Origin of the sequence: Streptomyces sp. YS415 (genome assembly GCF_023544665.1) — a bacterium.
In the GTDB taxonomy this organism is placed as follows: Bacteria; Actinomycetota; Actinomycetes; order Streptomycetales; family Streptomycetaceae; genus Streptomyces.
Genome location: NZ_JAMJFL010000001.1, coordinates 303,598 through 316,378, shown reverse-complemented (window position 1 = coordinate 316,378; position 12,781 = coordinate 303,598). Strand labels below are relative to the sequence as shown.

Annotated in this window: 16 protein-coding genes; 2 read left to right on the top strand and 14 right to left on the bottom strand. The window is 71.7% G+C overall.

The features are described from left to right. Positions 1–21: 21 nt before the first annotated feature. The 6 genes from trpC to hisI form a co-directional block, all read right to left on the bottom strand. The gene (trpC, locus tag M8H82_RS01430) at positions 22–831 is read right to left on the bottom strand and encodes an indole-3-glycerol phosphate synthase TrpC (RefSeq protein ID WP_250070418.1); all 810 of its coding nucleotides are present in this window, start codon (positions 829–831) and stop codon (positions 22–24) included. A 123-nt stretch (positions 832–954) separates the two neighbouring features. Then, the gene (locus M8H82_RS01425; RefSeq protein WP_250070417.1) at positions 955–1,392 is read right to left on the bottom strand and encodes a DUF2752 domain-containing protein; all 438 of its coding nucleotides are present in this window, start codon (positions 1,390–1,392) and stop codon (positions 955–957) included. 60 nt (positions 1,393–1,452) lie between these two features. Then, entirely contained in the window at positions 1,453–1,698 is a 246-nt protein-coding gene (locus M8H82_RS01420) for an HGxxPAAW family protein (protein WP_250070416.1), read from the bottom strand. Positions 1,699–1,848: 150 nt separating this feature from the next. Next, positions 1,849–2,484: a TIGR02234 family membrane protein gene (locus M8H82_RS01415; protein WP_250070415.1), complete on the bottom strand. Its 636-nt coding sequence runs from the start codon at positions 2,482–2,484 to the stop codon at positions 1,849–1,851. Positions 2,485–2,535: 51 nt separating this feature from the next. After that, positions 2,536–4,014 carry an anthranilate synthase component I gene (locus M8H82_RS01410; RefSeq protein ID WP_250070414.1) on the bottom strand — a complete coding sequence of 493 codons (1,479 nt, stop codon included), beginning with the start codon at positions 4,012–4,014 and terminating at the stop codon, positions 2,536–2,538. An 11-nt stretch (positions 4,015–4,025) separates the two neighbouring features. Continuing rightward, complete coding sequence (gene hisI, locus M8H82_RS01405; RefSeq protein ID WP_250070413.1) at positions 4,026–4,415, bottom strand: phosphoribosyl-AMP cyclohydrolase; 390 nt, start codon at positions 4,413–4,415, stop codon at positions 4,026–4,028. 83 nt (positions 4,416–4,498) lie between these two features. Between hisI and M8H82_RS01400 the strand changes: the two genes are divergently transcribed. Continuing rightward, on the top strand, positions 4,499–5,134 hold the full coding sequence (locus M8H82_RS01400) for a TIGR03085 family metal-binding protein (RefSeq protein ID WP_250070412.1): 636 nt from the start codon (positions 4,499–4,501) through the stop codon (positions 5,132–5,134). Between the two features lie 66 nt (positions 5,135–5,200). On the opposite strand, the gene hisF is transcribed toward M8H82_RS01400, so the two are convergent. The 8 genes from hisF to hisD are packed head-to-tail and all read right to left on the bottom strand — an operon-like array spanning position 5,201 to position 10,922. Then, entirely contained in the window at positions 5,201–5,956 is a 756-nt protein-coding gene (hisF, locus tag M8H82_RS01395) for an imidazole glycerol phosphate synthase subunit HisF (RefSeq protein WP_250070411.1), read from the bottom strand. Positions 5,957–5,969: 13 nt separating this feature from the next. Then, the gene (locus M8H82_RS01390) at positions 5,970–6,365 is read right to left on the bottom strand and encodes a RidA family protein (protein ID WP_250070410.1); all 396 of its coding nucleotides are present in this window, start codon (positions 6,363–6,365) and stop codon (positions 5,970–5,972) included. After that, positions 6,362–7,102, bottom strand: coding sequence for a bifunctional 1-(5-phosphoribosyl)-5-((5-phosphoribosylamino)methylideneamino)imidazole-4-carboxamide isomerase/phosphoribosylanthranilate isomerase PriA (gene priA, locus M8H82_RS01385; protein WP_250070409.1), 741 nt, complete (start codon positions 7,100–7,102; stop codon positions 6,362–6,364). Before priA ends, M8H82_RS01390 begins: the two co-directional genes overlap by 4 nt. Continuing rightward, positions 7,102–7,746 carry an imidazole glycerol phosphate synthase subunit HisH gene (hisH, locus tag M8H82_RS01380; RefSeq protein WP_250070408.1) on the bottom strand — a complete coding sequence of 215 codons (645 nt, stop codon included), beginning with the start codon at positions 7,744–7,746 and terminating at the stop codon, positions 7,102–7,104. The genes priA and hisH overlap by 1 nt, the downstream gene beginning before the upstream one ends. Beyond that, positions 7,743–7,907 (bottom strand): hypothetical protein, encoded by a 165-nt coding sequence (locus tag M8H82_RS01375; protein WP_250070407.1) that lies wholly within the window; start codon positions 7,905–7,907, stop codon positions 7,743–7,745. Before M8H82_RS01375 ends, hisH begins: the two co-directional genes overlap by 4 nt. Next, complete coding sequence (gene hisB, locus M8H82_RS01370) at positions 7,904–8,497, bottom strand: imidazoleglycerol-phosphate dehydratase HisB (protein WP_250070406.1); 594 nt, start codon at positions 8,495–8,497, stop codon at positions 7,904–7,906. The genes M8H82_RS01375 and hisB overlap by 4 nt, the downstream gene beginning before the upstream one ends. Next, a complete protein-coding gene (locus M8H82_RS01365; RefSeq protein WP_250070405.1) occupies positions 8,494–9,600 on the bottom strand; it encodes a histidinol-phosphate transaminase in 1,107 nt (368 codons plus the stop codon). Before M8H82_RS01365 ends, hisB begins: the two co-directional genes overlap by 4 nt. Then, on the bottom strand, positions 9,597–10,922 hold the full coding sequence (hisD, locus tag M8H82_RS01360) for a histidinol dehydrogenase (protein WP_250070404.1): 1,326 nt from the start codon (positions 10,920–10,922) through the stop codon (positions 9,597–9,599). The genes M8H82_RS01365 and hisD overlap by 4 nt, the downstream gene beginning before the upstream one ends. Positions 10,923–11,089: 167 nt before the next feature. Here hisD and M8H82_RS01355 point away from each other — a divergent pair, with 167 nt between their 5' ends. Continuing rightward, on the top strand, positions 11,090–12,667 hold the full coding sequence (locus M8H82_RS01355; protein WP_250070403.1) for an oxidoreductase: 1,578 nt from the start codon (positions 11,090–11,092) through the stop codon (positions 12,665–12,667). The last annotated feature ends 114 nt before the right edge of the window (positions 12,668–12,781 follow it).

The window sequence follows — 12,781 nt, the reverse complement described above, 5'->3', positions numbered from 1 at the left end:
GCGGCCAAGCCTATCGAAGGATCAGCCGCGCCCGTGGCGCAGTGCGGGGTGCTCCCCCGCCGCCACCAGGTCGGCCACCGCGGACTTGGGGTCGCGGCCGGTGACCAGGGACTCGCCGACCAGGACAGCGTCGGCGCCGGCGTTGGCGTAGGCGATGAGGTCGTGCGGGCCGCGTACGCCGGACTCGGCCACCTTGACGAGGGCGGACGGGATCTCGGGCGCGAGGCGCTCGAAGGTGCCGCGGTCGACCTCGAGCGTCTTCAGGTTGCGGGCGTTGACGCCGATGATCTTGGCGCCCGCGTCCACGGCGCGTTCGACCTCGTCCTCGTCGTGCACCTCGACCAGCGGGGTCAGGCCGATGGACACCGCGCGCTCGATCAGCGACTCCAGGGCCGACTGGTCGAGGGCTGCGACGATGAGCAGCGCGAGGTCGGCGCCGTAGGCCCGGGCCTCCCACAGCTGGTACGACGTGACGATGAAGTCCTTGCGCAGCACCGGGATGTCGACGCGGGCGCGGACGGCCTCCAGATCGGCCAGCGAGCCGCCGAAGCGCCGCTCCTCGGTCAGGACGGAGATGACGGCCGCGCCGCCCGCCTCGTAGTCCGCGGCGAGTCCGGCCGGGTCGGCGATCGCGGCCAGCGCGCCCTTGGAGGGGCTGGACCGCTTGACCTCGCAGATCACCTTCACGCCGTCGCCCTTGAGCGCGGCGACCCCGTCCTTGGCGGCGGGAGCCTTCGCGGCGCGCTCCTTGAGCTCGTCGAGGCTGACGCGCGCCTGCCGCTCCGCGAGGTCGGCACGGACTCCGTCGATGATCTCGTCGAGCACACTCACGCGAGCGGCCCCCTTCCCGATGCGATGACGAAAACCGGTGGTCACTGCGATGGTATCCGGAGGAAGGCGTAGGCCTCGCATCCGGTTGACGGCGGTCCCACTACCTGGACGTTCATCAATTGATCAAGGATGCAGCCAGCCACCGAAGGGCAGGTTCCGGACAACGGTGAAGACCAGCAGCAACGCGCCCACCGTCCACAGGTGCGCCGGGCCGGGATCGAGCCGCAGCGGCCGTCCGCGGGCCGCGCGGACCACCCAGACGGTCCACAGCGCGGCGAAGGCCAGATAGCCCAGTACCGCCGCCGCGTTGTTCTGCAGCGCCGCGGCGAGGTCGCCGTGCGCGAAGGCGTGGGCGCTGCGCAGTCCGCCGCAGCCGGGGCAGTACAGGCCGGTCAGCTGGAGCAGGGGGCAGGCCGGGTAGTGGCCGGGCTCGTGCGGGTCCACGGCGGCGACGTAGGCGAAGGCCCCCACGACGGCGGCCAGGACCCCGCCCGGTACGGCGAGCCGCGCCGCGGCGCCCCGGCGCGGCACCCTCCGGCTGTCGGTGTTCACGCCTCGCATTGTGCCCCGGGAACGCGTGAGGGGCGGCTCCAGGGCCGCCCCTCGGGTACGTCGTGCGTGTCAGCCCTCGACGCTTGCCGTCTCGCGCTTCTCGAAGTGCGGCTTGCCCGCTTCCTTCGGCGCGCCGAGACCGACGATCTTCATGATCCAGCCGACGATGCCACCGAGGACCACGATGCCCATGCCGGCCCAGAAGCCCGCCGGGCTGGCCAGCACCATGAAGGCGCCCGCGACGCAGAAACCGATGAAGGCGATTGTGACACCGGTCCAGGCGGCCGGGGTGTGACCGTGGCTGCTGCCCGCCATGACTTGCTCCTCGTTGCTGTGTGTAAGTCTCTGAGCCGGACGCTCACCGTCATTGTCCCGCATGCGCGCGGGTCGGGTGATCGGGGGTCGCTCTCGCGAGTCGGCGGGCTCAGGCCCCAGGCGGGTCGGCGGTCTCGCGAGTCGGCGCGCTCAGGCCCCGGTCGGGTCCTCGCCGCGGTCCAGTGCCTTCCACAGGTCCTCGGGCCGGTCGGGGTCGACGGTGGGTGCCTTGCGGGGCCGGGGGGCGCCCGAGCGCTCGTAGCGGCTCGACATCGCGGGCCACAGGGACGCGTACCGCAGGGCCAGCAGTCCGGCGAGCAGCAGCAGCGCGCCGCCGACGGCCGCCACGTAGGGCCAGGCGGTGTGGCTGAGCACGGCCACGGTCGCCGCGGTGTCGCCGGTCGCCTGCGCGGCCTGCTCGTCGAGCGCGGAACTGTCGCCCGCGCCGATCAGCGACGCGGCGATCGTCCCCGCGCCGGACAGCGCGAGCAGCCCCGCGACGAAGACGCGGCCGAGCCGGCGGACGGCGAAGACGGCGACCAGCGCGGCGAGGCCCACTATGGCGAGCGACGCGGGCACGCCCGTGACGTCGCTGCCGCTGGCGGTGAGCGGGAAGTCGCCGCCGGCGACTGTGGCGGTCCCCTCCGACCAGCGCTGGCGGGTGGACAGCAGCACCACGGCCGCGCCCAGCGCGCCGGCCAGCAGGGCTCCGGCGAGGCTGAGCCGGCCGGCCCTGGCGGGGCCGGGGGCTTCGGGGGGGTGAGGAACGGCAGTCACGTACTCCACTATCGCCTGAACCCCGGGCGAACCGTCACCCGGGGCGCTATGAGAAGCGCCCTATTGCCCGAGTCGGTTCGCCGTGTGCACCGCGCGCAGGACCGCCGCCGCCTTGTTGCGGCACTCCGTGTCCTCGGCGACGGGGTCGGAGTCGGCGACGATTCCGGCGCCCGCCTGGACGTAGGCGGTGCCGTCGCGCAGCAGGGCCGTGCGGATGGCGATGGCGGTGTCGGAGTCGCCCGCGAAGTCGAGGTAGCCGACGCAGCCGCCGTACAGACCGCGCCGGGACGGCTCGAGTTCGTCGATGATCTGCATCGCGCGGGGCTTGGGGGCGCCGGAGAGGGTGCCTGCGGGGAAGCAGGCCGTCAGGACGTCGAAGGCCGTGCGGCCCGGCGCCACCCGTCCGGTGACGGTGGAGACGATGTGCATCACGTGCGAGTAGCGCTCGATGGACATGAAGTCGACGACCTCCACCGAACCCGGCTCGCAGACCCGTCCGAGGTCGTTGCGGCCGAGGTCGACGAGCATCAGGTGCTCGGCGCGCTCCTTGGGGTCGGCGAGCAGGTCGTCGGCGAGGGCCTGGTCCTCCTGCGGGGTGGCGCCGCGCCAGCGGGTGCCGGCGATGGGGTGGACCATGGCCCGCCCGTCCTCGACCTTCACCAGCGCCTCCGGGGAGGAGCCGACGACGTCGAAGCCGTCGAAGCGGAACAGGTACATGTACGGCGACGGATTGGTCGCCCTGAGCACCCGGTAGACGTCCAGGGCGCTGGCCGTGCAGGGCGTCTCGAAGCGCTGGGAGGGGACGACCTGGAAGGCCTCGCCGGCGCGGATGCGCTCCTTGATGTCCTCGACGGCCGTCTGGAAGTCCGCGCCGCCCCACAGGGCGGTGTACTCGGGGAGTTCGGAGGGCGGCAGGACGGCCGGGGGCTGGGCGACCGCGCGGGACAGGTCCGCCTCCATGGCGTCCAGCCGGGCGACCGCGTCCGCGTGGGCCTCGTCCACGCCGGTGTCGAGGTCGTTGTGGTTGATCGCGTTGGCGATCAGCAGGACCGAGCCCTCCCAGTGGTCCATGACGGCGAGATCGCTGGTCAGGAGCATGGTCAGCTCGGGCAGCCGCAGGTCGTCCCGGTCGCCGGGGCCGATCTTCTCCAGGCGGCGCACGATGTCGTAGCCGAGGTAGCCGACCATGCCGCCGGTGAAGGGCGGCATGCCCTCCTGGTGCGGGGTGTGCAGGGCCTCGATGGTGGCGCGCAGGGCGGCGAGCGGGTCGCCGTCGGTAGGGACGCCGACGGGCGGGACGCCGTGCCAGTACGCCTGGCCGTCCCGCTCGGTGAGGGTGGCGGCCGAGCGGACGCCCACGAAGGAGTACCGGGACCAGGAGCGGCCGTTCTCCGCGGACTCCAGCAGGAAGGTGCCGGGGCGCTCGGCGGCGAGCTTGCGGTAGAGCGCGACCGGGGTGTCGCCGTCGGCGAGGAGCTTGCGCGTGACCGGGATGACGCGCCGGTCGGCGGCGAGCTTGCGGAAGGTCTCGAGGTCCATGGCCGGTGACCTTACTGATCTCCGGCCGGTACGCCGGAATCCTCGAGCAGGACGTCGGTGTCGAAGCAGGTGCGCGCGCCGGTGTGGCAGGCGGCGCCGACCTGGTCGACCCGGACGAGGACGGTGTCGGCGTCGCAGTCGAGGGCGACTGACCTGACCCACTGGAAGTGGCCCGAGGTGTCGCCCTTGACCCAGTACTCCTGGCGGCTGCGCGACCAGTAGGTGCAGCGGCCGGTGGTCAGGGTGCGATGCAGCGCCTCGTCGTCCATCCAGCCGAGCATGAGCACCTCACCGGTGTCGTACTGCTGGGCGATGGCGGGGAGGAGCCCGTCGGGGCTGCGCTTGAGGCGCGCGGCGATCTCGGGGTCCAGGGGGCTGGGCGGACGGGGCGTGCTGGTCATGGGTGCCATTGTGCCGCGCCGCACTGACAGTGACGGTGCCCTGTCCACTGTGCGGACCCGGGAGGCGGTCGTAGGCTGACGGCATGTCGACTTTCGCCAAGCGTGAACGACTTCTGCTGGCCGACCTCCTGGAGGCCGAGGGCCCCGAGGCCCCGACCCTGTGCGAGGGCTGGACCACCCGCGACCTCGCCGCGCACGTCGTGGTGCGCGAACGCCGCCCCGACGCCGCGGGCGGCATCCTCATCAAACCCCTCGCCGCCCGGCTGGAAAGGGTCATGGCGGAGTTCACGGACAAGCCGTACGAGGAACTGATCCACCTGATCCGGACCGGCCCGCCCCGCTTCTCCCCGTTCTCGCTGAAGCAGGTCGAGGAGATGTCCAGCACGGTGGAGTTCTACGTCCACACCGAGGACGTCCGCCGGGCCCGCCCCGACTGGACGCCCCGCGAGCTCGACCCGGTCTTCCAGGACGCCCTCTGGTCCCGCCTGGAACGCACCGCGCGCCTCATGGGCCGCGGCACCCCCACCGGCCTGGTCCTGCGCCGCCCCGACGGCCAGACAGCGGTCGCCCAGCGTGGCACCCCCGTCGTGACGGCCACGGGCCAGCCCTCGGAACTCCTGCTCTTCCTCTACGGCCGCCAGAACGCCGCGGACGTGGAACTGGAGGGCGAGAAGGCAGCCATCACCAAACTCCACGAGAGCAAGCAGCTGGGGCTCTGAGCTTCGAAGGGCCCCGTCCGCCCAGGAGAAAGCCCCGGCCGTCCCGACGGCCGGGGCTCCCCGCGCCTACCTGACGGGGTGTCCCGCCTCCTTCAGGGCCTGCTTCACCTCTCCGATGCGCAGGTCGCCGAAGTGGAAGACCGAGGCCGCGAGGACCGCGTCCGCGCCCGCCTCGATCGCCGGGGCGAAGTCGTCGAGCTTTCCGGCGCCGCCGGAGGCGATCACCGGGATCGTGACGTGCTTGCGGACGGCTTCGATCATCTGGATGTCGTAGCCGTCCTTCGTGCCGTCCGCGTCCATCGAGTTGAGCAGGATCTCCCCCGCGCCCAGCTCCGCGGCCCGGTGCGCCCACTCCACGGCGTCGATGCCGGTGCCCTGGCGGCCGCCGTGGGTGGTGACCTCGAAGCCGCCGGCCGGTGTGCGGCGGGCGTCCACCGACAGGACCAGCACCTGCCGGCCGAACCGCTCGGCGATCTCGCGGATCAGGTCGGGGCGGGCGATGGCGGCGGTGTTCACGCCCACCTTGTCCGCGCCCGCGCGCAGCAGCTTGTCGACGTCCTCGGCGGTGCGCACCCCGCCGCCGACGGTCAGCGGGATGAAGACCTGCTCGGCGGTGCGGCGCACCACGTCGTACGTGGTCTCGCGGTTGCCGGACGACGCGGTGATGTCCAGGAACGTCAGCTCGTCGGCGCCCTCGGCGTCGTACACCTTCGCCATCTCGACGGGGTCGCCCGCGTCGCGCAGGTTCTGGAAGTTGACGCCCTTGACGACCCGGCCGTTGTCCACGTCCAGGCAGGGGATGACTCGGACCGCCAGGGTCATGAAACCGGCTCCTCTAGTGTCCTCTGAATGCTTCTATTTCCACTTCGACCAGGATGCGCGAGTCCACGAAGCCCTCCACCACGAGCAGCGTCGAGACCGGCCGCACCGCGTCGAAGAGCTCCTGGTGGGCCCGGCCCACGGCGTCCACGTCCCGCGCGTGGGTGAGGTACATCCGCGTGCGGATCACCGAGTCCACCCCGAGCCCGAACTCGCCGATCGCCTCGATCGCGCCGGTGAAGGCCACCTTGGCCTGTTCGTACGGGTCGCCCTCGCCGTACAGCACGTCGCCCTTGAAGGACGTCGTGCCCGACACCAGCACCAGGTCCCCCGCCGCCACGGCGCGCGCGAAACCGAAGGACTCTTCCCAGGGACTTCCGCTCTGCACCCGCCGTACGGCATCGGACGTCATGACGACACAGCCTCCAAGGCCTCTTCCAGGGTGAACGCCTTCGCGTACAGCGCCTTCCCGACGATCGAGCCCTCGACACCGAGAGGGACCAACTCGGCGATGGCGCGCAGGTCGTCCAGGGACGACACGCCGCCGGAGGCCACGACCGGACGGTCCGTCGCCGCGCAGACGTTCTTCAGCAGCTCCAGGTTCGGGCCCTGGAGGGTGCCGTCCTTGGCGATGTCGGTGACGACGTACCGGGCGCAGCCCTCCTTGTTGAGGCGCTCCAGCGTCTCGTAGAGGTCGCCGCCGTCGCGGGTCCAGCCGCGTCCGCGCAGCGTGGTGCCGCGTACGTCCAGTCCGACCGCGATCCTGTCGCCGTACTCGGCGATGACCTTGGCGACCCACTCCGGGGTCTCCAGCGCGGCCGTGCCGAGGTTCACGCGGGTGCAGCCGGTGGCCAGGGCGGCGGCGAGCGTGTCTTCGTCGCGGATGCCGCCGGACAGCTCGACCTTGATGTCCATCGCCTTGGTGACCTCGGCGATCAGGTCGCGGTTGTCGCCGGTGCCGAAGGCGGCGTCCAGGTCGACCAGGTGCAGCCACTCGGCGCCGGAGCGCTGCCAGGCGAGGGCGGCCTCCAGCGGGGAGCCGTAGGAGGTCTCCGTGCCGGACTCGCCGTGCACCAGGCGGACCGCCTGGCCGTCACGGACGTCGACGGCCGGGAGGAGTTCGAGCTTTCCTGCGGGCTTGGCAGACATCAGAGGGTTCCGATCCAGTTGTTCAGCAGCTGCGCTCCGGCGTCGCCGGACTTCTCGGGGTGGAACTGCGTGGCCCACAGGGTGCCGTTCTCCACGGCGGCCACGAAGGGCTTGCCGTGCGTCGACCAGGTGACCTTGGGGGCCAGCATCGCGGCGTTGTGCGTCTCCAGGGTCCAGTCGTGGACGGCGTAGGAGTGCACGAAGTAGAAGCGGGCGTCCGCGTCCAGGCCGGCGAACAGCTCGGAGTCGGCCGGGGCGTCCACCGTGTTCCAGCCCATGTGGGGCACGATGTCGGCCTGCAGCGGCTCGACCGAGCCGGGCCACTCGTCGAGCCCCTCGCTCTCCACGCCGTGCTCGATGCCCCGCGCGAACAGGATCTGCATGCCGACGCAGATGCCCAGCACCGGGCGCCCGCCGGACAGCCGGCGGTCGACGATCCAGTCCCCGCGCGCTTCCTTCAGGCCCGTCATGCAGGCGGCGAAGGCGCCGACGCCGGGCACCAGCAGCCCGTCGGCGTTCATGGCCTTGTCGAAGTCGCGCGTGATCTCGACCTCGGCACCGGTCCGGGCGAGGGCGCGCTCGGCGGAACGGACGTTGCCGAAGCCGTAGTCGAAGACGACGACCTTCTTCGAAGAAGCGCTCAACTCCACACCTCCAGCCTCATGACCCCGGCGACCAGGCACATCGCGGCGCCGAGGGAGAGCAGCACGACCAGGTTCTTCGGCATCCCCTGCTTGACGAAGGAGATGATTCCGCCGACCAGGAAGAGGCCGACGACGATCAGGACGGTGGACAGGCCGTTCACAGCGCGCCCTTCGTGGAGGGGAGGATGCCGGCCGCGCGCGGGTCGCGCTCGGAGGCGTACCTCAGGGCCCGGGCCAGCGCCTTGAACTGGCACTCCACGATGTGGTGCGCGTTGCGCCCGTACGGCACGTGCACGTGCAGGGCGATCTGCGCCTGGGCGACGAAGGACTCCAGGATGTGCCGGGTCATCGTGGTGTCGTACTCGCCGATCATCGGCGCCATCTTCTCGGGCTCGGTGTGCACGAGGTAGGGGCGGCCGGAGAGGTCGACGGTGACCTGGGCGAGGGACTCGTCCAGCGGGACCGTGCAGTTGCCGAAGCGGTAGATGCCGACCTTGTCGCCGAGGGCCTTCTTGAAGGCGGCGCCCAGGGCGAGGGCGGTGTCCTCGATGGTGTGGTGCGAGTCGATGTGCAGATCGCCCTCGGTCTTCACGGTCAGGTCGAACAGACCGTGCCGGCCGAGCTGGTCGAGCATGTGGTCGTAGAAGCCGACGCCCGTCGACACATCGACCTTGCCGCTGCCGTCGAGATCGATCTCGACGAGCACCGAGGTCTCCTTGGTGACTCGCTCCACGCGTCCCACGCGGTTCATGCGCTCTGCTCCTTCTTCAGTTCACGGACCGCGTCGAGGAACGCGTCGTTTTCGGCGGGGGTTCCCGCGGACACCCGCAGCCAGCCGGGGATGCCGTTGTCGCGGACCAGCACACCCCGGTCGAGGATCTTCTGCCAGACGGTGTGGGAGTCCTCGAAGAGTCCGAACTGCACGAAGTTCGCGTCGGACTCCACCACCTCGTAGCCGAGGGCGCGCAGCTCGGAGACCAGCCGGTCCCGCTCGGCCTTCAGCTGCTCGACATAGCCGAGGAGGGTGCCGGTGTGCTCCAGGGCGGCCAGGGCGGTCGCCTGGGTGACCGCCGACAGGTGGTAGGGCAGCCGGACCAGCTGGACGGCGTCGACGACGGCCGGGTGCGCGGCGAGGTAGCCGAGGCGCAGGCCGGCCGCGCCGAACGCCTTCGACATGGTCCGCGAGACGACCAGATGGGGCCGCCCCTCGATCAGTGGCAGCAGGGAGTCGCCGTGGCTGAACTCGATGTACGCCTCGTCGACCACCACGATCGACGGCCTGGCCGCCTGCGCGGCCTCGTACAGCGCGAGGACCGTCTCGGCGGGGACCGCGTTGCCGGTGGGGTTGTTGGGGCTGGTGATGAAGACGACGTCCGGGCGGTGCTCGGCGACGGCCCGCTCGGCGGCGGCGAGGTTGATGGTGAAGTCGGCGTTGCGCGGCCCGGAGATCCAGCCGGTGCCGGTGCCGCGCGCGATGAGCCCGTGCATCGAGTACGACGGCTCGAAGCCGAGGGCGCTGCGGCCGGGCCCGCCGAAGGTCTGCAGCAGCTGCTGGATGACCTCGTTGGAGCCGTTGGCGGCCCAGACGTTGGCGAGGGAGACCTCGTGGCCTGAGGTGTCCGTCAGGTATGCGGCGAGCCGGGTGCGCAGCTCCACGGCGTCCCGGTCGGGGTAGCGGTTGAGGTTGCGGGCCGCGTCGCGCACCCGCTCGGCGATCCGCTCGACCAGCGCCTCGGGCAGCGGGTAGGGGTTCTCGTTGGTGTTCAGCCGTACCGGCACGTCCAGCTGGGGCGCGCCGTAGGGGGACTTGCCGCGCAGCTCGTCCCGTACGGGGAGATCGTCGATGCCGGTCACTTGCTCTCAGGAACCTTCCAACCGAACCGTGCCTTGATCGCCGCGCCGTGCGCCGGCAGATCCTCCGCCTCCGCCAGCGTGACCACGTGATGCGCCACCTCCGCCAGCGCGTCCTTCGTGTAGTCGACGATGTGGATGCCGCGCAGGAAGGACTGGACGGACAGGCCCGAGGAGTGGCAGGCGCAGCCGCCGGTCGGCAGGACGTGGTTGGACCCGGCGGCGTAGTCGCCGAGCGAGACGGGTGCCCAGGGGCCGATGAAGATCGCGCCGGCGTTGCGCACCCGGTCGGCCACGGCGGCCGCGTCGGCCGTCTGGATCTCCAGGTGCTCGGCGCCGTACGCGTCGACGACCCGCAGGCCCTCCTCGATCCCGTCGACCAGGACGATCGCGGACTGCTTGCCCTTGAGGGCCGGGACGATCCGGTCGTCGATGTGCCTGGTGGCCGCGACCTGCGGCTCCAGCTCCTTCTCGACCGCGTCCGCGAGCTCCACCGAGTCGGTGACCAGGACGGCGGCGGCCAGCGGGTCGTGCTCGGCCTGGCTGATCAGGTCGGCGGCGACGTGCACCGGGTCGGCGGTGGCGTCGGCGAGGACCGCGATCTCGGTCGGGCCGGCCTCGGCGTCGATGCCGATCCGGCCGGTGAAGTAGCGCTTGGCGGCGGCGACCCAGATGTTGCCGGGGCCGGTGACCATGGGGGCGGGCGGGCAGGACTCGGTGCCGTAGGCGAACATCGCGACGGCCGTGGCGCCGCCGGCGGCGTACACCTCGTCGACGCCGAGCAGCGCGCAGGCGGCGAGGATCGTAGGGTGCGGCAGGCCGCCGAACTCGGCCTGGGCCGGGGAGGCGAGCGCGATCGACTCGACGCCGGCCTCCTGCGCCGGTACGGCGTTCATGATCACGGAGGAGGGGTAGACCGACCGCCCGCCCGGGGCGTACAGCCCGACGCGGTCGACCGGCACCCACTTCTCGGTCACGGAACCGCCGGGCACGACCTGCGTCGTGTGCGTCGTCCGGCGCTGCGCGCGGTGGACGAGGCGGGCGCGGCGGATGGACTCCTCCAGGGCCGCGCGGACGGCCGGGTCGAGTTCTTCGAGCGCCTTGGCGAGGGCCTCGGCCGGGACCCGCACCCGGTCGAGCCGGACCCCGTCGAACTTCTCCGCGAAGTCGATCAGCGCCGCGTCGCCACGATGATGCACGGCCTCGCAGATCGGACGCACCTTCTCCAGGGCGGCCTGAACGTCGAAGTCGGCTCGGGGCAGCAGGTCGCGCAGTGCGGGGCCCTCGGGAAGGGCGCCGCCGCGCAGGTCGATTCGGGAGATCACGACGTCAATTCTCTCAGACCGCGCTCGGGCCCTGTCCGCACGTATCAATGGCTGATACAGAAGTGCCCACGGGGAGATCTTCTTCACTCTCCGCGTTCAGTCCGTCACTGAGCGGGCATGAACGGTTGTACGAAACCCATGAGTAGCCGGGGAGGAAGGAAACAGCTGTGACTGACGGGGCCGGCCTGCGCGACGGAGAGCCGCCGGAGGATCTGACCGCCGCCGAGGCCGGGATGTGGCAGGCCTTCCGCAACGGCAGCGTGTACGACCTGAGCTGCGGCGACACCGTCGTAGACGATCCGCACGGCGGGCATCCGTGGGGGCCCGAGCGGTCCGTGCGGGCGCGGATCGTGTGCTGGCTGCTGCTGGACGGGCCGCCCGCGCTGGCCGGCCGGGTGTCGTCCCTGAAGCTCGTCGGTGTGCAGATCAACGGGAGCCTGGACCTGGCGGGCGGCACGGTGGTGCCGTACGTCGAGATGCGCGGCTGCCGGTTCGAGCGGGACGTGCTGCTGCCGGAGGCCCGGTTCACGACCATGCGGCTGGTGGACTGCTCGGTGCCGCGGCTGGAGGCGGCCCGGGTGCACACCGAGGGCGATCTGCATCTGCCGCGCTGCCGCTTCCACAACGGCATCCGGCTCACCGACGCTCAGATAGGGACCGACCTGCTGCTCAACCAGGCCATCGTGTACCGCGACCGCAGCGGCCGTTCGATCGCCGGGGACGGCATGGCCGTCGGGCAGGACCTCCAGGCCGAGCTGCTGGAGTCGCACGGCGAGATGAGCCTGCGCAGCGCGAAGATCGGGGTCTCGCTGAGCCTGCGGGGGGCGCGGCTGGTCAATCCCTACACGCGGCTGGCGCTGAACGCCCCCCAGCTGACTGTGGAGCGTTCCCTGTACCTGACCCCGGCGGGCCTGGGGAACCCGCTGCTCAGCGGGATGACCCCGGCCCGCGGGACCCGGATCCAGCGGTTCGAGTGCGAGGGCGGGGTGCGGCTGGACGACGGGCGGTTCGGGGACGCGGTCGACATGGAGCGGGCCCGGTTCACCTTCACCGACGAGCAGGAGCTGTCACTGCGCCGGATACAGACCCCGGAACTGCGCTTCCTGGGGGAGCATCCGGCGCGCGGCACGGTCGTGCTGTCGGGCGCGCGGATCGTCAACCTGATGGACCGCGCGGACGCCTGGCCGGGCCCCGGCCGGCTGCACATGGGCGGCTTCTTCTACGAGAACCTGGTGCCGCGCGGGCCCTTCCCGCTCGACGAGCGGCTCGACTGGGTGGCGGCGGCGACCGCGGAGTACAACCCGGAGCCGTACGAGCGGCTTGCCACGGTGCTGCGGTCGGGCGGCGAGGACGAGGACGCGCGCGAGGTGCTCCTCGCCAAACAGCGCCGGCGCCGCGAGAGCCTGCCGATCGCCGCCAAGCTGTGGGGGTACGCGCAGGACTGGACGGTGGCCTACGGGTACCGGCCGGGCCGGGCCGCGGTGTGGATGGCGGTGCTGTGGGCGGCGGGCTCGGTGGCCTTCGCGCGGGCCGGTCATCCGCCGATCAAGCGCGGGGAGCATCCGGAGTGGAACCCGACGCTGTTCGCCCTGGACCTGCTGCTGCCGGTCATCGACCTGGGCCAGGTCGGCTTCTGGCAGCTCAAGGGCGGCTGGCAGTGGCTGGCGGCGGTGATGATCCTGCTCGGCTGGGTCCTGGCGACGACGGTCGCGGCGGGGGCGACCCGGACGCTGCGGCGGAGCTGAACCGCCACGGTAAACGCGTACAACCCTCGCTGCCTGTCGGTAGTCATCACACCGCAACCACCAATTGAGCAGCCACAACGGCGAGCACCCGGTCCGCGAGAGCGGCGCCGGTTT